Source organism: Natronococcus sp. A-GB7 (assembly GCF_029688865.1).
Lineage (GTDB): Archaea > Halobacteriota > Halobacteria > Halobacteriales > Natrialbaceae > Natronococcus.
This window is the reverse complement of the sequence record NZ_JARUKV010000028.1, coordinates 22,830-37,903: the sequence shown is the minus strand read 5'-3', so window position 1 is coordinate 37,903 and position 15,074 is coordinate 22,830. Positions and strand designations below refer to the sequence as shown.

At 67.5% G+C, this 15,074-nt stretch carries 17 protein-coding genes and 1 pseudogene; 7 read left to right on the top strand and 11 right to left on the bottom strand.

From position 1 onward, the window contains the following. Positions 1–5: 5 nt before the first annotated feature. The 3 genes from QA609_RS20365 to QA609_RS20355 all read right to left on the bottom strand — a co-directional run bounded on the left by QA609_RS20365 (position 6) and on the right by QA609_RS20355 (position 2,989). Entirely contained in the window at positions 6–344 is a 339-nt protein-coding gene (locus QA609_RS20365; RefSeq protein ID WP_278304459.1) for a hypothetical protein, read from the bottom strand. A 63-nt stretch (positions 345–407) separates the two neighbouring features. After that, on the bottom strand, positions 408–1,409 hold the full coding sequence (locus QA609_RS20360; protein WP_278304458.1) for a M48 family metalloprotease: 1,002 nt from the start codon (positions 1,407–1,409) through the stop codon (positions 408–410). 443 nt (positions 1,410–1,852) lie between these two features. Then, on the bottom strand, positions 1,853–2,989 hold the full coding sequence (locus tag QA609_RS20355; protein ID WP_278304457.1) for a thiolase family protein: 1,137 nt from the start codon (positions 2,987–2,989) through the stop codon (positions 1,853–1,855). Positions 2,990–3,105: 116 nt separating this feature from the next. On the opposite strand from QA609_RS20355, the gene QA609_RS20350 reads away from it, so the two are divergent. Beyond that, a complete protein-coding gene (locus QA609_RS20350; protein ID WP_278304456.1) occupies positions 3,106–3,774 on the top strand; it encodes a DUF5806 family protein in 669 nt (222 codons plus the stop codon). A 4-nt stretch (positions 3,775–3,778) separates the two neighbouring features. Here the strand turns inward: QA609_RS20350 and QA609_RS20345 are convergent, their stop codons facing one another. Beyond that, positions 3,779–4,285 (bottom strand): hypothetical protein, encoded by a 507-nt coding sequence (locus QA609_RS20345; RefSeq protein ID WP_278304455.1) that lies wholly within the window; start codon positions 4,283–4,285, stop codon positions 3,779–3,781. 439 nt (positions 4,286–4,724) lie between these two features. Beyond that, on the bottom strand, positions 4,725–4,919 hold the full coding sequence (locus QA609_RS20340; RefSeq protein ID WP_278304486.1) for a hypothetical protein: 195 nt from the start codon (positions 4,917–4,919) through the stop codon (positions 4,725–4,727). Between QA609_RS20340 and QA609_RS20335 the strand changes: the two are divergent. Beyond that, positions 4,848–5,695 (top strand): annotated as a pseudogene (locus QA609_RS20335) (hypothetical protein). The gene QA609_RS20340 and the pseudogene QA609_RS20335 sit on opposite strands and share 72 nt — an antisense overlap. Before the next feature lie 76 nt (positions 5,696–5,771). Here QA609_RS20335 and QA609_RS20330 read toward each other — a convergent pair. Next, positions 5,772–6,467 carry a lipoate--protein ligase family protein gene (locus QA609_RS20330; protein ID WP_278304454.1) on the bottom strand — a complete coding sequence of 232 codons (696 nt, stop codon included), beginning with the start codon at positions 6,465–6,467 and terminating at the stop codon, positions 5,772–5,774. A gap of 58 nt (positions 6,468–6,525) precedes the next feature. Here QA609_RS20330 and QA609_RS20325 point away from each other — a divergent pair, with 58 nt between their 5' ends. Continuing rightward, positions 6,526–7,440, top strand: coding sequence for a hypothetical protein (locus QA609_RS20325; RefSeq protein ID WP_278304453.1), 915 nt, complete (start codon positions 6,526–6,528; stop codon positions 7,438–7,440). 170 nt (positions 7,441–7,610) lie between these two features. Here the strand turns inward: QA609_RS20325 and QA609_RS20320 are convergent, their stop codons facing one another. Then, a complete protein-coding gene (locus QA609_RS20320; RefSeq protein ID WP_343233813.1) occupies positions 7,611–7,853 on the bottom strand; it encodes a twin-arginine translocase TatA/TatE family subunit in 243 nt (80 codons plus the stop codon). Positions 7,854–8,122: 269 nt separating this feature from the next. Then, positions 8,123–8,569, bottom strand: coding sequence for a DUF4385 domain-containing protein (locus QA609_RS20315; RefSeq protein ID WP_278304452.1), 447 nt, complete (start codon positions 8,567–8,569; stop codon positions 8,123–8,125). A 374-nt stretch (positions 8,570–8,943) separates the two neighbouring features. Here QA609_RS20315 and QA609_RS20310 point away from each other — a divergent pair, with 374 nt between their 5' ends. Then, positions 8,944–9,429, top strand: a complete 486-nt coding sequence (locus QA609_RS20310) for a PaaI family thioesterase (RefSeq protein ID WP_278304451.1) — start codon at positions 8,944–8,946, stop codon at positions 9,427–9,429. Here QA609_RS20310 and QA609_RS20305 read toward each other — a convergent pair. The 3 genes from QA609_RS20305 to QA609_RS20295 all read right to left on the bottom strand — a co-directional run bounded on the left by QA609_RS20305 (position 9,426) and on the right by QA609_RS20295 (position 10,566). Beyond that, positions 9,426–9,590 carry a hypothetical protein gene (locus tag QA609_RS20305; RefSeq protein WP_278304450.1) on the bottom strand — a complete coding sequence of 55 codons (165 nt, stop codon included), beginning with the start codon at positions 9,588–9,590 and terminating at the stop codon, positions 9,426–9,428. The two genes, QA609_RS20310 and QA609_RS20305, sit on opposite strands and share 4 nt — an antisense overlap. A 58-nt stretch (positions 9,591–9,648) precedes the next feature. Continuing rightward, positions 9,649–9,888 carry a hypothetical protein gene (locus tag QA609_RS20300; protein WP_278304485.1) on the bottom strand — a complete coding sequence of 80 codons (240 nt, stop codon included), beginning with the start codon at positions 9,886–9,888 and terminating at the stop codon, positions 9,649–9,651. A 99-nt stretch (positions 9,889–9,987) separates the two neighbouring features. After that, positions 9,988–10,566, bottom strand: a complete 579-nt coding sequence (locus tag QA609_RS20295) for a cysteine hydrolase (RefSeq protein WP_278304449.1) — start codon at positions 10,564–10,566, stop codon at positions 9,988–9,990. 86 nt (positions 10,567–10,652) lie between these two features. Here QA609_RS20295 and QA609_RS20290 point away from each other — a divergent pair, with 86 nt between their 5' ends. From QA609_RS20290 to QA609_RS20280, 3 genes are read left to right on the top strand one after another with little or no spacing between them, the layout of a single operon-like run. Then, entirely contained in the window at positions 10,653–12,293 is a 1,641-nt protein-coding gene (locus QA609_RS20290) for an Hvo_1808 family surface protein (RefSeq protein WP_278304448.1), read from the top strand. Between the two features lie 51 nt (positions 12,294–12,344). Continuing rightward, entirely contained in the window at positions 12,345–13,817 is a 1,473-nt protein-coding gene (locus QA609_RS20285; protein WP_278304447.1) for an Hvo_1808 family surface protein, read from the top strand. 30 nt (positions 13,818–13,847) lie between these two features. Further along, positions 13,848–15,050: a nicotinate phosphoribosyltransferase gene (locus QA609_RS20280; protein ID WP_278304446.1), complete on the top strand. Its 1,203-nt coding sequence runs from the start codon at positions 13,848–13,850 to the stop codon at positions 15,048–15,050. The last annotated feature ends 24 nt before the right edge of the window (positions 15,051–15,074 follow it).

The window sequence follows — 15,074 nt, the reverse complement described above, 5'->3', positions numbered from 1 at the left end:
GGCGACTACCGCTCCCGCTCGGAGTCCGACCCGTTCGGTCCTCCGAGATCGTCCGGCTCCTCCCGGTCGTCGCCTCGCGAGGGCAACGGCGCATCGTCCGCCCGCGAGGGATGGATGTTGTAGTTCTGGCCCTTGTAGGGATCCTCCTCGGGATCGTAGTCGAGTTCGCTGCGCTCGAAGAGGTAGATGAAGAAGCCGAAAATCGGGATCGCGAACGTGATCGCGACCCACTTCCGGGTCGGCTCGAGACCGACGCGGCCGGAATCGTAGTAGACGAACGCGGTGATCCCGAGGTGCCAGGCGAGTGGGATCCCGACGACCGCCGCCAGCAGGATGGTGCTCATTGAGCACCGTAGGGACTCGACCGATGTAAATCGCCTGTCCGGATCGTCGTAGCGGCCGTCGACCTACGCTGTCGTCTCCTGCCGTCGGTCGCCCCCGTGGTGCTCGCGCTCGAGCGATCGCAGCGACTCGAGTCTGTCGGCCGTCGGCGGATGTGTCACGAACAGCCGCCACTTGAGGCGATCGAACCACAGGTGCGACGGCTCGCTCTCGCCGTCCGGGCCGAGCCGAACCGCCCGACTGTCCGGATCGCGCTCGAGCGGGAGGATCGATAGCGCGGAGACACCCTCGACCGACCTGAGGTCTCGGTCCGGCGTCGCTTCGATCCGCTCGTCGAGTGTCTCGAGCGCGCTCGCGAGCGCCGCGGGCGATCCGGTTACCTCGGCGGCCGCTCGGTCGGCGGCGTGCTCGCGAACGCGAGCGAGCACGGCGGTAATCGTTCGGCCGGCTACCCACGCGACGCTCGAGACCAACGCCAGTGGGAGCACCACGACCGCGGCCATCCCGGCGTCGTTCGGATCGGGAAGGCGCGACCGCAGCCCCGCAGCGAGCACCACCGGTGCCGAAACCGCCGTCATCACCGTCGCATCCCTGTTCCGTACGTGCGCGAGTTCGTGTGCGATCACCGCCTCGAGTTTGGCGTCCTCGAGCGCGTCGATCGTCCCCTCGGAGAGCACCAGGTGGATCCCGTCGCGCCGGAAGCCGACGACCAGCGCTTCGGGCGCGGGACTGTCGGAGATCGCGATCGTCGGGACCGGGACGTCGAGCTGGGAGGCGACGCGCGTCGTCGTCCGGTACAGGTCGGGCTCCTCGTCGGGGGCGACCGGCGTGGCACCCGCGAACCGCTCGACCGTCGACACCTGTACGAACTCGAGGCCGACGAGCGAGGCCAGGAGAACGCTGCTCGCTACCGACGCGATCAGTACCGATCCGTCGGCTTCGAACGAGACGAGAACGAGGTAGAACGCACCCCAGACGCCGACGACGAAACCGACCGTGACGAGCACGAGCAGCGCGATCGACGCGAGCATTCGGCGCCGGAGCGCTCGCCGATCCACCGCCGTCATCGACGGGTGGAAAGCGTGGACGGGGTAGAAGGCGATACCGAGGACGGTGCGACCATCCCTGCAGTAGACGGGTAAGAAAACAAATACGTTCTGGTGACGCCGCCGCCCGTTTCGGTGGCTGCTACGCGACCCGTCTTCGGCGAGCGCCGAGAATCGTTGCTCCGCTGTTCCGTCCGTGCGCGGGTTCAGGCGTGGAGTACACCCATTCGCTCACGTCGCGCCCGCAGTCGCGGGACCGAAGCGAGCGAGAACCGCGCCTCAGTTGACCTCGAACTCGATCGCCGCACCCTGACGCGACCACCTTTTGTCTCGGCCGCTTGCGGTGCGAGCGGCCTCGCAAAATCTGGGCCAAAAGGTCCAGACTGATCGGTCGCTCGCGGGTCGCCTTCGCTCCCCGCTCGCAGCCGCGGTTCTCACTCACTCCGTTCGTTCCGAACCGCGCTTCAGTTGACCTCGAACTCGATCGCCGCACCCTGGCCGAAGCCGACACACAGCGTCGCCAGGCCGCTGCCGCCGCCGCGTTTTCTGAGTTCGTGGATCAGCGTTACGGGCAGGCGCGCGCCGGAGGCCCCCAGCGGGTGGCCGATCGCGATCGCGCCGCCGTTGACGTTGAACTTCTCGGGGTCGATCCCGAGCTCGTCGCGGGAGTAGATCGACTGGCTGGCGAAGGCCTCGTTGAGCTCGACGAGGTCGTACTCCTCGATGTCGCGTCCGTTGCGCTCGAGTAGCCCCTCCGTCGCGGGCACCGGACCGATCCCCATCACCGTGGGATCGACGCCGGCGACGTTGTTCTGGCCGACCTCGGCGAGGATCTCGAGGTCGTGTTCCTCGGCGAAGGCCTCGCTGGTAATCAGCAGGGCGGAGGCGCCGTCGGAGATCTGGGAGGCGTTCCCCGGCGTGACGGTGCCGTCGGACTTGAAGACGGTCGGCAGCTCGGCGAGCTTTTCGGCCGTCGTACCCGGCCGAATGCCCTCGTCCTCGTCGACGGTGCCGTCGTCGGTCTCGATCGGGACGATCTCGTCGTCGAACCGTCCTTCTTCGGTCGCTTCGGTGGCCCGCTGCTGGCTCCTGGCGGCGTACTCGTCTTGTTCCTCGCGGCTGACGCCGTACTCCTCGGCGACCTTCTCGGCGGTCATCCCCATCTGGAGCTCGCCGATGTTGTAGTACTCGGCCATCTTCGGGTGGACGTTGTGGGTGTTTTCGCCCATCGGCACGCGGGACATGTTCTCGACGCCGCCGGCGATGATCGCGTCGCGGTTGCCCGCGGCGATCGCGTCCGAGGCCGAGATCACGGCCTGCATCGAGGACGCACACCAGCGGTTGATCGTCGTCCCGGGGACGTCCTCACCCAGCTCCGACAGGAGGGCGATGACGCGGGCCAGGTTGTTCCCCTGCTCGCCGCGCTGCTGGGCACAACCCCACATCAGGTCGTCGACGTCCTCGCCGGAGAGACCGGTCTCGGCGAGGATCTCGCCGATCAGCGCGACGGAGAGATCCTCGCTTCGTACGTCGGCGAAGACGCCGTCCTCTTTCCCCTGCGGGGTTCGTACTGCCTTGGCGACGACCGGAGTTTGTGACATACTGTATCGAACATTCCTCACGAACTTAAATTCGATAGAACTCCCGAGGATGCAAGCGGAGTTTACGATGCGACTCGAGAACAACGTTTATCCCGAGTAGCTGGCAATACGCGGCCATGAACGACGACGGCGCGGACGCCGGGCTCGAGGCCGAGGGCGCTCGGACCGACGCGACGGAGAACGACGATCGCGACGCGGTCGACCCCGGAGACGACGCCGACGCTGACGGCTCGGGCGGCGGCGATCCGATGCCGAACGTCCCCGATCCCGAACCCGAGGAGTCGGACGTCCCCGAGGACGTCCAGAAGTACGCCCGCTTCACGAAGATGGACGGCGCCCAGTACGAACGGGTCAACGAGTTCCTGCGCGACCGGACGTACATCACGGCCCGCGAGTGGGCCATCGCGCGGCTCTGTTCGGACTTCCGGACCGAGACCGGCGTCGAAATGACCAAGATCGGCGAGAACCTGCCCGAGCTGGTCCCCTTCATGACTGACACTTACACGCCTCAGGCGGTCAACCAGGCCCGAGCCTCCTTCGAGGAGAAGGTCCGCATGGCCGGCGCAACCTTCCTCTACGGCGCGATGTGTGACTTCTTTACCGCCGAGGAGCTCGACGACGTGATGTACGAGTCCACGGAGGTCGCGAAGTTCTTACTCGAGGTCGAGGGCGTCGACCTCTCGGTCGACGAGGAGCTCGAGGCCGAGGAACGGATCTCGACGGTAATGCGCGAGGTTCGAGAGGCGAGCGAGGAACTGCGCGACCGGGAGACCGACGAGGAGTAACGGTCTACCCGTCGGTCCACTCGCGGACGTCCGACTCCTCGAGGAACAGCGACGGATCGTCGTGGGAGAAGACGATCCACTCGTCGGCGGCCTCGGGACGGACGTGAATCTGGAGGTCCTCGTCGTGCAGTGCGCGCTCGAAGACCTCCCGGGACGCCGAGAGCGCGTAGGTCACCGGTACGAGGACGGCACTTTTGCTTCGCTCGTCGCGCTCGACGACCAGCGCGAACCGCCGGTCCTCGTCCTCGGCTTCCGGGGGGCGATAGTACACCTCGGCGTCCCCGAACGAGACGTCCTCGCTACCGACGAGGTTCGCGACGCGATCGTACGCCGACTCTGCGATCGTGACGTCGAGTCCCGAGCGGTCGGTCCGATCGACGGGCGTCACGTCGATCGGCTCGAGGACGACCGCGTCCCAGCCGTTCTCGCGGTACTCCGCGGCGATCTCGCCGGCGTCGGCGACCAGCTCCTCCCAGTCGGGCGTCGTGGTCGGATTTCTCCCGTCGTTCATCGCGACTCCTCCGGACGTCGAGTGGCCATACTCGAGTTCCCCACTGCCGACCGGAAAAGCGTTGTCACCGCTCGAGCTGGCGTTCGTCGCTGCTCGATGCGCTTCGGTTTCCGGGATCGACTTCCAGCTGGAAGGTAGCGGTTTCTCTCGATCCCGCCGCTGCAACGATCGGAGCGCTCGAGTATGGGCCGTTTTCGATCCTCTCGGATCGATGAAAAATACGACACGGCGCGTTTCGGCGGGGTTGCGACCGCGCTCGTCGCGTCGTCGATCGGTTGGGACGGCGGTTGCGCCGTCCTTAGTCCCGTTTTTCTGCCGGTACTGTCCCACAGGAGATATTTGGGGAGGGCGCTCGCTCGGTAGCAGGTTCGATACTATGCCGGACGACATATCAGACGAGTTTGGAATGCCAACGAACAGTTTCGATCCGGACGAGCCGTCAACAGGACCAGAGCAGGGGAACGACGCCGCCCAGAGGGCGACCGGTCTCAGTCTGTCTCGGCGACGGACCCTTCGACTGAGCGGCGTCCTGGGTGCTGCCGGTGTAGTCGGTCTCGCGGGCGTGGGCGCCGATGTCGCGGCGGCGAGCTCCGACAGCCCCGACGAGGTCGTCACCCTCGACTACGACGCACACGACGACTGGGAGGAACTCTACCGGGTGTCCAACGGGGATCCCGACAACCTCGGTTTCGTTTCCGGTCCGACCGTCTCCGGGAGCACTGCTCTGGAGATGCGGATCCGGGAGGGCGACCACTGGGGGGTGAGCACCCACTACGACTTCGAGGACGGGCTGCTCGAGCTCAACGGGCGCGTGAGCTTCGCGCTCGGTTCCGACTGGACGATGGACGGACGCGAGCGGGCGGACTGTCGGCTGTGGAACTGCGCCATCGCGCGAGGTGAGGCCAGCGCCGGCGGGGCAACCCCGACGGAACCAACGGCTGGAGCAATCGGATGTACGTTACCACACAGGAGACCGACACCGAGGGGCCGTACCACCTCCTCTCGAACACGTACCACATGGGTGAGGATGACGGCGAGTACGGCGATCAGGACCACATCGTCGACGGCGCAGAGTACGCGCTCGGACAGCCAGAGATCGTTCCGGGCCAGTGGTACGAGTTCGAGTACTACGTCCGCGTGAACACGGTCAGCGGCGGCGAGCCGAACGCCGACGGCGTCGTTCGCTACTGGCTCGACGGCGATCCGATCTACGAGCGTGAGAACCTCCGGTTTACGACCGACCGGGAGAACAATGTTATCGACACGACGGGTCCCGTCGGCCACTACGGCGGCGGCTACACGGCGCCGACGACTCTCTACGCCTACTACGACGACCACTCGATGGCGCTCGGAGGGAGGTTCGACTCCGAGACAGCCGAGAGCGAGTCCGACTCCGACGCCTGTCCGTAGCGCGTTTGCGAGACGCGAGTCGATCGATCGCGACCGAGTCTCGTGCGATCGACGTCTTATCCAACTACTCGACCGGCTACTCGTCGATCTCGACGACCTCGAGTGGCCGGCCGCCGGCCAGCCGATCCTCGAGCACACGTGCGATCCGTTCGGGATCGCTCGGGCCGCCCGCGGCCGCCACACTGCCGACGTTCTCGGGCTCGAGAGGGACCTCGAGCGAACCGTAGACCGCCTCGAGGGCGCGGGCGAGCTCCTCGCGGTTGTCGACGACGAGGATTCCCGAGACCAGCGCCGCGTCCTGGCGGACCCGCTGGGCGATGCCAGCGATCTTCCGGCGCCCGTTTCCGTCCACCGTCGACAGCGAGTGGGCGCCCGGACAGAACGAGTCGTCGGGTTCGCCGCGCTCGAGACCGACGCCGAGCTTCTCGAGAGCATCCGCCACGTTCGCCGTCAGTCGCTCGTAGCGCTCGTCGGTGCCACGCCGGAAGTCCGCGATCGGCTCGGCGCGGGCGAACGCCAGCGTCGTCTCGCCGTCGTAGGCGACGGCCCGTCCGCCCACGCTGCGCTCGATCGGCGGAAACGCCCGCTCGCGGGCGGCCTCGCGGGCCCGGTCGTACCCCTCGAGTCGGCTATCCCGGCGCCCGAAGGCGACCTGCCGGTGGGGCGTCCAGACCCGGACGGCGCGCTCGCCGTCCGCGGCGACCTCGAGGAGGCGCCCGCTTACCTCGCGGTCGGCTTCGATCGTCTCCGCTCGGCCCCGGAATACGCGCATGTCTCGGCGTTCGGGTCGATGGGTCTAAACGCTCCCGCTCCCGACTCGCAGGCGACCGATGGCCGTCACCCTCCCCGACGCGTTGCTCGCCCGTTACCAGCGGTTCTCGCTGTACAACTCGCCGTACCGTGCCCACGACGGTGGCTGCGCGGTCGATCTGTACCCCGGCACTCTGCGGGACGGTCGAACGACTGCCGCGCCCAGTCCCGTCTCCGGGGTCGTCCGGGAGACCCGAACCGTCCGCGCGCCGCCGAAACCGTACGCCCCCGAACACGACCACCTGATCGTGATCGACTGCGACGGGCCCGCCGAACTCGAGGGACTGACCGCCCGTATCCTCCACGTCGAGCCGTCCGTCTCGAGCGGGGACCGTGTCGCAGCCGGGGAGTCGCTTGGCACCCTGGTTCGCGCCGGCTTCTTCGCACCCTGGGTCGACAACCACCTCCACGTCGGTGTCCGGGAGTCGGATCAGAACCCGTACCGAGCGTCGGGCTCGCTCCCGCTCGAGCCCGGTATCGAGATCGAACCCCTCGCCTGGGACGGCATCGGTCGCGTCGTCGCGACGGGCGATACCTACGCCGTACTGGACGCGCCGACCCACCCCGACCCCGACTCGAGGTTCGTCGGCGTCGCGGCCGACGGCGGTGAGTCGAGCGGCGAGCGAAGAGCTCCGGGCTCGCGACGCGTCGGCGGCGTCCTCGACGGCGGGCTCCCCCACTACGACGGCGGTGGCCTGCTCGGGCTCGAGGGGCCCGCTACGGGTGCCGTCTCCCTGAACGGCGACCGCCTCGGCGTCCTCGACGGGCGAACGATCGACTGGGACGACGTGGTCGTCCTTGCGAACGGTGAGCCGATCACGGGGTTGTCGCTGTTCTGCGCCCGCGACGGCGACTTCGGTGCGAAGCTGATCTGTCCGGAGGTGGACCTCGAGGTCGGCGACCGCGTTGCCGTCTCCGTTCGCCCGGATCCGTAGCGAGGGAGACTGGTTCCGCGGACGTTCGCGGAGATACAAGGGGCAACTCACGGTTTTAGCGGTTCACGGAGCGCTTTGCGTTCCGATGTACCAACCACAGATCGGAGAGTTCCGGTGATGTGGGCGGAGTCCGACAGTCGGATGGTCAGTAAAAACGTCGTCAGCGGGAGTCAGTCGGCGATTCGTTCCGGCTCCTCGGGTTCGGAATCGGCGCTCTCTCGAGCGGCGGTTCGCATCTCCTCGAGTTCGTGTTCGACCGCGGTGCGTCCCTTCTCGAACTCGCCCATCGACTCGCCCGCGGCGCGAGCGAGTCCCGGTAGCTTCGTCGAGCCGAACAGCAGGATGGCGATGAAGAAGACGATGAGCAGTTCGGGCCCACCGGGCAACATGAACAGCGGTACTAGTGAACTCATCGCAAAGAAGGTACGCCTCGAGAGGAAATAAGCTGTAGTACTCGCTGAAACGGTCTACTCACCGTTCGTACTCGAACGGTCAGCATCGGTCGTGCTGGCCGCTGATTCGCGAACGGGAGCGTGCTGATCTTCACCGGCTCCCACAGAAACCCGGCCGGCGAGCGCGAGTCGACGACCTCGGCCTGCGGCGATAGCGTGCTCGAGTGCGATCGTACTGCGGTTCGGAAGGAAGTGGCCAATGCGGGTCGGAGAACAGTGGCGATCAGCGCCTACTGATCGCGGTGTCGCTCCTTGGCGTCTCGATAGCGCTCGTCCTCGCGAACGCGCTCCCAGTGCTCCTCGAAGACGAGCGCAGCCTCGCGTTTCTCCTCGTCGGCCCACTCCTCGGGCTCGAGTTCCTCACCGTCGTCGCCGTACTTCGTCCCGCCCGGATATTTCGCGTAGCGCATCGCCCGCGTGTACCCCATCTGGAGGTACTTCCGGGCCATATCCATCCCCGGAAAGTCGTCGTTCTCGCGGTACTCCTCGTAGCGCCCGTAGATCGCCTCGGCGGCGTCCTCGGCGCTCTCCTCGTCCGCATACGACCACAGCGGCAGCAGTTCGCTCTTGTAGGGCTCGACTTTGAACACGCCTTCCTCGCCGTGGCCGATCTCGTACTCGTCGGGATTCTCGCGGAAGTCGACGTCGTACTCGGGGCCGCCAGAGTCGTCAGGCACGGTTCTCACCACTGCATGTTTTCGCCATCACCGCGGCCGAGCGACGCGAGGCCGCGGCCTTTTTTGGTCCAGATTTTTTGCGTGATGGGTGAGGGACCGGAGGGAGCGAACCCGAACGGAAAAAAGGTGGTTGCAAGACGCCTTCCTCACCGTGACCGATCTCGTACTCGTCGGGATTCTCGCGGAAGTCGACGTCGTACTCGGGGCCCTCGCCCGCGTCGTCGGGGCTGTCAGCCACGGCGATCACCGCAGGATCGTCCGGTCGAGCGGTCGTTCACATCCTCGAGACGCCCTCGAGCCGGATGAGCACTCACCCTGCACCCGAGAACCCGGGAAACGCAGCCGTAAAGAGCGTCGCTAGTCCAGTGGGTGACATGACCGACGAGCCACCGAACTCGGCCGCGGAGATCGACGACCTCGGCCGGTTCCTCCAGAACTACATCGACGAGAACCACGAGTTCCTCTCCTGGATCGGCACCAGCGTCGAGGACGTCGACAACGGGACGATGACGCTGTCGATCCCCTACGACGAGAAGCTCACCAACATCCGGCCGAACGCGGGTCCCGACCAGCGTCCCGACATCCACGGCGGGATCGCCGCGACGCTGATCGACACCGTCGGCGGGTTCGCGATCCAGACCCAGCTCGAGGAGCCGCTCTCGACGGGCGTCGCGACGATCAACCTGAACGTCAACTACCTCCGGCCGGCGACGGGCGATCTCGAGGCGACGGCGGAGGTCGTCCGCGCGGGGTCGACGGTCGGCGTCAGCGAGGTCACCGTCGAGAGCACGACCCCCGACGGCGAGACGAAGGCCGTCGCGACCGGGCAGGGCTCCTACCGGATCTTCCGGGGCGACTAAGGCGACGACCCGTCAGTTCGGTCGGTGTCTCGGGCGCTCTCGTCGCCTCGCGTTCGTCGAGCGCTCGTCCGGATCCGGAGGTGGAGATAGCAGCCGACGGCCGCGACGAACAGAAAGTAGCCGTAGATCGCGGTCTCGAGGTGGGCTGGAACCGGCTCCATACGTCCTCGTCGTCGCCCGAGCGGGTACGAGTACGGCTGTACGGATTGTCGCTTTATCTCAATCCTTGCTGACCATCCAGTACCGGACGCTGAGGTAGACGATCACGAGTCCGAACGTCGCGGCGTACAGCGTCGATCCGGTGGTAGCCGCGGCGATGAGGGCGACGGCGTTGAGCGCGATCCCGCCGGCGTACAGCAACTGGAGATTGCGGCGCTTCATCCGGAGCACCTCTGGGGGGTGGCGCCTGCAGTCGGCATCGCCGCTCCGGATCGATCGATCGCTCGCGTCCTGACGCATCGCCGGAAAACGCTCATACTGGATCGTTCGAAGGAGAGACCAAAAGCGCTCTCCTCGAGGCGTCGTCCAGTCACGACCGCGGTTCGGTACGGGAGCCGCCTACGCCGCGTCGAACTCGAGGTCGTCGCGCTCGACGACCTCGCCGAACAGCCACTCGGCGTGTTCCAGGGCGTACTCGCGGTGGTCGGGCTCGATGCAGCCGATGCAGTCCTCGACCATGATCGGGCGGAAGTCCCGCAGGCCGGCGCTGCCGCCGGTGTGGAGCACGCAGACGTTCGCGAGCGTGCCGCAGATGACCAGATCGCGGATCCCTCGGGCCGAGAGCCACCCCTCGAGTTCGGTGTTGTAGAACGCGTCGTAGGTGTGTTTCTCGACGACGTGGTCCTCATCGCGAATCTCGAGGTCGTCGACGAGCTCGGCGTCCCAGGACCCCTCGAGAACGTGCTCGCCCCACTGGTCGAACTCGTCGTAGTAGTAGCTCTCCTCGAACTGCTCGGGCGGGTGGACGTCCCGCGTGTAGATCACCTGCGCGTCGGCCTCGCGGGCCCGCTCGAGGAGGTCGGCGATCGGCTCGATCGCGTCCTCACTGCCCGGCGCGTACAGCGAGCCGTCGGGATGACAGAAGGCGTTCTGCATGTCGACGGCGACGACGGCCGTGGTCGCTGGATCGAGGTGCATATGCGATCGTAGGCGATCGATCAACTAAACGTTCGCCCGACCGTCGGTCTTTTGATCCGTCCTCGCTTACGGGTCCGTATCTTGGAATGAACTCGAGGCGAACGCGGACGGTCGCTATCCTCCTCGCGGTGTCGGCGCTGCTGGTACTCGCGGCCGTCGGCGGCGCGGTCCCCGGAGTGCTCTCGGTCGGGCCGATCGGCGAGACGACGGAGGCCGATCGAGCGGACGAGCCGACGACCGAGGACACGGTCGGCTACGTCGAGGGCTACTGGTACGACGACGAACTCGACGTCGACGAGCGCGACGGGGCGGTCGTCGAGGACGACGAACTCGAGGCGGTCGTCTACCGGTCGATGGCCCGCGTCGAGGAGATCCGCGGGCTGACCTTCAAGGACGACGTCCCGGTCGACGTCGTCTCCCGCGAGGAGTTCGAGGCTGACAACGACGGGCTCTTCGCCGACGTCGAAGGTGACGAACGGATCCAGCTGAACGTCAACGCCGAGGCGCTGTTCGCCGTCGACCGCGAGACCGACGCGACCGAAGCCCAGGAGGCGCTGTACGGCGGCACCGTCGGCGGCTACTACGAGCCCGCGACGAACCAGGTGGTGCTCGTCTCCGACAGCGCCGAGACGCCGGAGGTCGACGAGGCCATTCTCGGCCACGAGCTGTTACACGCCCTGCAGGACCAGCAGTTCGACCTCTCGAGTTACGACCGCGAGACGGTCGACCAGGACAACGCCAAGAACGGGCTGATCGAGGGTGACGCCGTCTGGGTCGAGACCGCGTACGAACAGCGCTGTGAGGCCGAGTGGGACTGCCTCGAGCCGGGCGACGATGCGGGCGACCCGCCCGACGTGAACTGGGTGCTGTACGCGTCGATCTTCCAGCCATACAGCGACGGCCCCGACTACGTCGACCACCTGCGCGACCAGAACGAGGACTGGACGGCCGTCGACGCGGCCTACGACGACCCGCCCGCCAGTACCTCAGAGGTGATCCGCCCGGGTGAGGACCGCGAGCCCGCCGAAATCGACGTCGAGGACCGATCGAACGAGAGCTGGAGCCAGCTCGAGATCGACGGCGAGCCCGCGACCGAGACGTACGGCGAGGCGGGGATGGTCTCGATGTTCGCCGGCGACGCCCACGACTCGGACGAGCCGTCGGTGATCGGCCCGGACGCGTTCTTCGAGGCGGATCTCGGCGGGTACGACTACGACCAGCCCTACACCGACGGCTGGGCCGGCGACGAGCTCGTCACCTACGTCGCCGACGACGTCGACACCGACGATCCCGCTGCGGCCGCCGATCGCGCGGGCTACGTCTGGGAGACCGAGTGGACCTCGAGCGACGACGCCGAGCAGTTCCTCGCGGGCTACGAGCAGCAACTCGAGCTCCAGGAGGCCGAGCCCGTCGACGACCGCCAGGATACGTACGTGGTCGACGAGGCGTACTCGGGCGCCTACTACGTCGATCACGACGGCGAGACGGTGACGATCGTCAACGCACCCTCCGTCGAGGAGCTCGCGGCAGTCGACGACGGCGCCGCGCCCGAGGGCGAGGATACGATCGAGATCGACGACGCTCCGGAGTCCGAGGCGGACGACGGTGCCGAGGCGACCGACGACGAAGACGATTCGATTCCCGGCTTCGGCGCCCCCGCTACGGTCGTCGCGGCAGCGATCGTCGTTGCTGTCGCGACCGCGGCTCGAGTCCGCTCGAAACGGTAGCTTGGCCGCTCGAGCGACGGACCTTTCTCCCTCCCGGCGAATGGGCCACCGATGCGTCGGGGGACACTGCTGGCCGTGGTCGCACTCGTCGTCCTCTCGGGGTGTACGCTCCCGTACTCGCCGGACCGGTTCGACGACGACCGCGAACTCGGGCAGATCGGCGACTACGCACACGACGACAGCTTCGCGTTCGACGGCGAGGACCGACTTACGAAGGCGCAGCTCGAGGCGGCGACCTACCGGTCGATGGCCCGTATCGAGGTCATCCGGGGGCTTCCGTTCGAACACGACGTCGAACTCGAGGTGATCAGCCGCGAGGAGTACCGCGAGCAGCGCGGGGAGTCGGCGAACGCCTCCGCGTTCCGGAACGAGCTCTGGCGCGGGGCGTTCGTCGTCGACGGCGAGACGGACGTCAACCGCGCGTTCGACGACCTGTACGGCGGAGCGGTCCAGGGCTACTACTCGAGCGACCGCATCGTGCTCGTCACCGACGGCAGCGACGAGTTCCGGGTCGACCGCGGGACGCTGGTCCACGAGCTCGTCCACGCCCTGCAGGACCAGCGGTTCGGCCTCGAGCGCCACGGCGAGACACTCGACGAGCGACGGGCCGAGGAGGGCGTCCTCGAGGGCGAGGCGAACTACGTGCCGTACCTGTACGACCAGCGCTGCGAGGCGGAGTGGGACTGTCTCGCCGAACCGTCCGAACCGGCGACCGAGATCGCCGAACGGCCGTTCAACGTCGGCCTCTTCCTCTCGATCTACGTCCCTTACGCCGAGGGGCCGTCGTTCGTCTCCTACCTCCACGAGACCGGCGGCTGGGACGCCGTCGACCGCGCCCACGACGAGCGACCGACCACTACCTCGGAGCTGATCCATCCGGAGCGCTATCCCGACGAACCCGTCGAGATCGACCTCGAAGATCGCTCGGCCGAGGACTGGGAGCTCGAGACCGACGGCGACGGCGAACCCCGAACCGAGACGGTCGGCGAGGCGACGCTGTTCGCGAGCCTCTGGGCTGGCGGCGTGATCGACCGTCCGATCGACGAGGGCGGGACCGAACCGGTGCCGTACAACTACTCGGACCCCGCGACCGACGGCTGGGCCGGCGACGAGTTCCGGGTGTACGAGGGGCCCGGTAACGAGACGGCCCACGTCTGGTCGCTGGCCTGGGAGAGCGAGGCCGATGCGGAGGCGTTCGCCGACGCCTACCGCGACCTGCTGGCGGCCAACGACGCCGAACCGGTCGACGATCCGGATGCGGCCGTCGACGGTGTCGACGCCGACACCTACCGAATCGACGCGAACGATCCCTTCGCGGGTGCCTATCGCGTCGCGGTCGACGACGAGACCGTCGAGATCGTCGGCACGCCTGCGGTCGACGACCTCGAGGCGGTTCGTCCGATCGAGGACGGGGAGACGGCCCCCTCCCTCGAGCGCGACGCTGCCGGCCTCTCGACGGCTGCGACGCCCGACGCGCCCGGCGCCGGATCGGGTTCGCCGGCGAGCGCGCCGGCAGACGGGTAGCTTATCTGATCGCCGCCTGAAACCGACCGTATGACGAATCCGTTCGGAATCGTGTCGCCCGAGGCGATCCTCGAGGGCACCGCGACGGACGCCTACTTCGAGCGAACGCGGACCACTCTCGAGCACGCCGGGAAGAACCCGCACGTGGTCGCCGAGGTGACCGCAGACCAGTTCCCGACCGGCTCCTTCGAGGTCTTCACGGGCGTGAAAGACGTTGCCACGCTGTTCGAGGGTCGCGACGTCGACGTCGACGCGCTCCCCGACGGCCAGCTGTTCGACGGCGGCCCCGTCCTGCGGATCGAAGGATCCTACCTCGAGTTCGCCGAACTCGAGACCTCCCTGCTCGGCTTTCTCTCCCAGCCCAGCGGCTTCGCCACGGCCGCCCTCGAGGCCCGGCTCGCCGCGCCCGACGCGACGGTGCTCTCCTTCGGCGCGCGCCACGTCCACCCTGCGATCACGGCGACGGTCGAACGGGCCGCCCTGCTGGCGGGGCTGGACGGGTTCTCTCACGTCGCCGCGGGCGAGATCCTCGGTCGGGAGGCGGGCGGAACGATGCCCCACGCGCTCATGTTCTGTTTCGGCGAGGGCAACCAGGCCGACGCCTGGCGGGCGTTCGACGAGGCGGTCCCCGACGAGACGCCCCGGATCGCGCTCGCGGACACCTTCTGGGACGAGAAGAGCGAGAGCCTGCTGGCCGCGGAGACCCTCGGCGAGGAGTTAGACGGCGTCCGGATCGACACCACGGGTTCCCGTCGGGGCGATTTCCGACACATTATCCGGGAAGTTCGCTGGGAGCTCGACGCGCGCGGGTACGAGGACGTCGATATCTTCTGTAGCGGGGGACTCGGCCCCGAGAACATTCGGGAGCTGCGGGACGTCGCCGACGGCTTCGGCGTCGGCAGCCACATCACCGAGGCCGACTCGATCGACTTCAGCCTCGACATCGTCGCGATCGGCGAGGGATCGGACGAGTCCTCGAGCAGCCGGACGCAGTCCGGAAGCGAGTACGAGCCGATCTCCAAACGGGGCAAGCTCTCGGGCGTGAAGGACGTGTATCGGACCGCAGACGGCGGCCACCACGTCGCGCTGGCCGACCGGGACGGGCCCGAGAACGGCGAGGCGCTGCTCGAGCCGCTGATTCGCGACGGCGAGGTGGTTCGGGAGTTCGACCTCGAGGCCGCCAGCGAGCGCTGTCTGGCGGATGCGAAGCGAACCGGATTCTCGCGGGAGTGAAACGCTACGCGGCCGTCGTTCTTC

Bases quoted from the DNA above. Each gene is read 5' to 3' on its own strand.
- QA609_RS20345 (WP_278304455.1), bottom strand. From the start codon at position 4,285: ATGAACGACGGGAGAAATCCGACCACGACGCCCGACTGGGAGGAGCTG.
- QA609_RS20280 (WP_278304446.1), top strand. From the start codon at position 13,848: ATGACGAATCCGTTCGGAATCGTGTCGCCCGAGGCGATCCTCGAGGGC.
- QA609_RS20310 (WP_278304451.1), top strand. From the start codon at position 8,944: ATGACCGACGAGCCACCGAACTCGGCCGCGGAGATCGACGACCTCGGC.
- QA609_RS20285 (WP_278304447.1), top strand. From the start codon at position 12,345: ATGCGTCGGGGGACACTGCTGGCCGTGGTCGCACTCGTCGTCCTCTCG.
- QA609_RS20300 (WP_278304485.1), bottom strand. From the start codon at position 9,888: ATGCGTCAGGACGCGAGCGATCGATCGATCCGGAGCGGCGATGCCGAC.
- QA609_RS20360 (WP_278304458.1), bottom strand. From the start codon at position 1,409: ATGACGGCGGTGGATCGGCGAGCGCTCCGGCGCCGAATGCTCGCGTCG.
- QA609_RS20305 (WP_278304450.1), bottom strand. From the start codon at position 9,590: ATGGAGCCGGTTCCAGCCCACCTCGAGACCGCGATCTACGGCTACTTT.
- QA609_RS20320 (WP_343233813.1), bottom strand. From the start codon at position 7,853: ATGAGTTCACTAGTACCGCTGTTCATGTTGCCCGGTGGGCCCGAACTG.
- QA609_RS20290 (WP_278304448.1), top strand. From the start codon at position 10,653: ATGAACTCGAGGCGAACGCGGACGGTCGCTATCCTCCTCGCGGTGTCG.
- QA609_RS20330 (WP_278304454.1), bottom strand. From the start codon at position 6,467: ATGCGCGTATTCCGGGGCCGAGCGGAGACGATCGAAGCCGACCGCGAG.
- QA609_RS20350 (WP_278304456.1), top strand. From the start codon at position 3,106: ATGAACGACGACGGCGCGGACGCCGGGCTCGAGGCCGAGGGCGCTCGG.
- QA609_RS20365 (WP_278304459.1), bottom strand. From the start codon at position 344: ATGAGCACCATCCTGCTGGCGGCGGTCGTCGGGATCCCACTCGCCTGG.
- QA609_RS20355 (WP_278304457.1), bottom strand. From the start codon at position 2,989: ATGTCACAAACTCCGGTCGTCGCCAAGGCAGTACGAACCCCGCAGGGG.
- QA609_RS20295 (WP_278304449.1), bottom strand. From the start codon at position 10,566: ATGCACCTCGATCCAGCGACCACGGCCGTCGTCGCCGTCGACATGCAG.
- QA609_RS20325 (WP_278304453.1), top strand. From the start codon at position 6,526: ATGGCCGTCACCCTCCCCGACGCGTTGCTCGCCCGTTACCAGCGGTTC.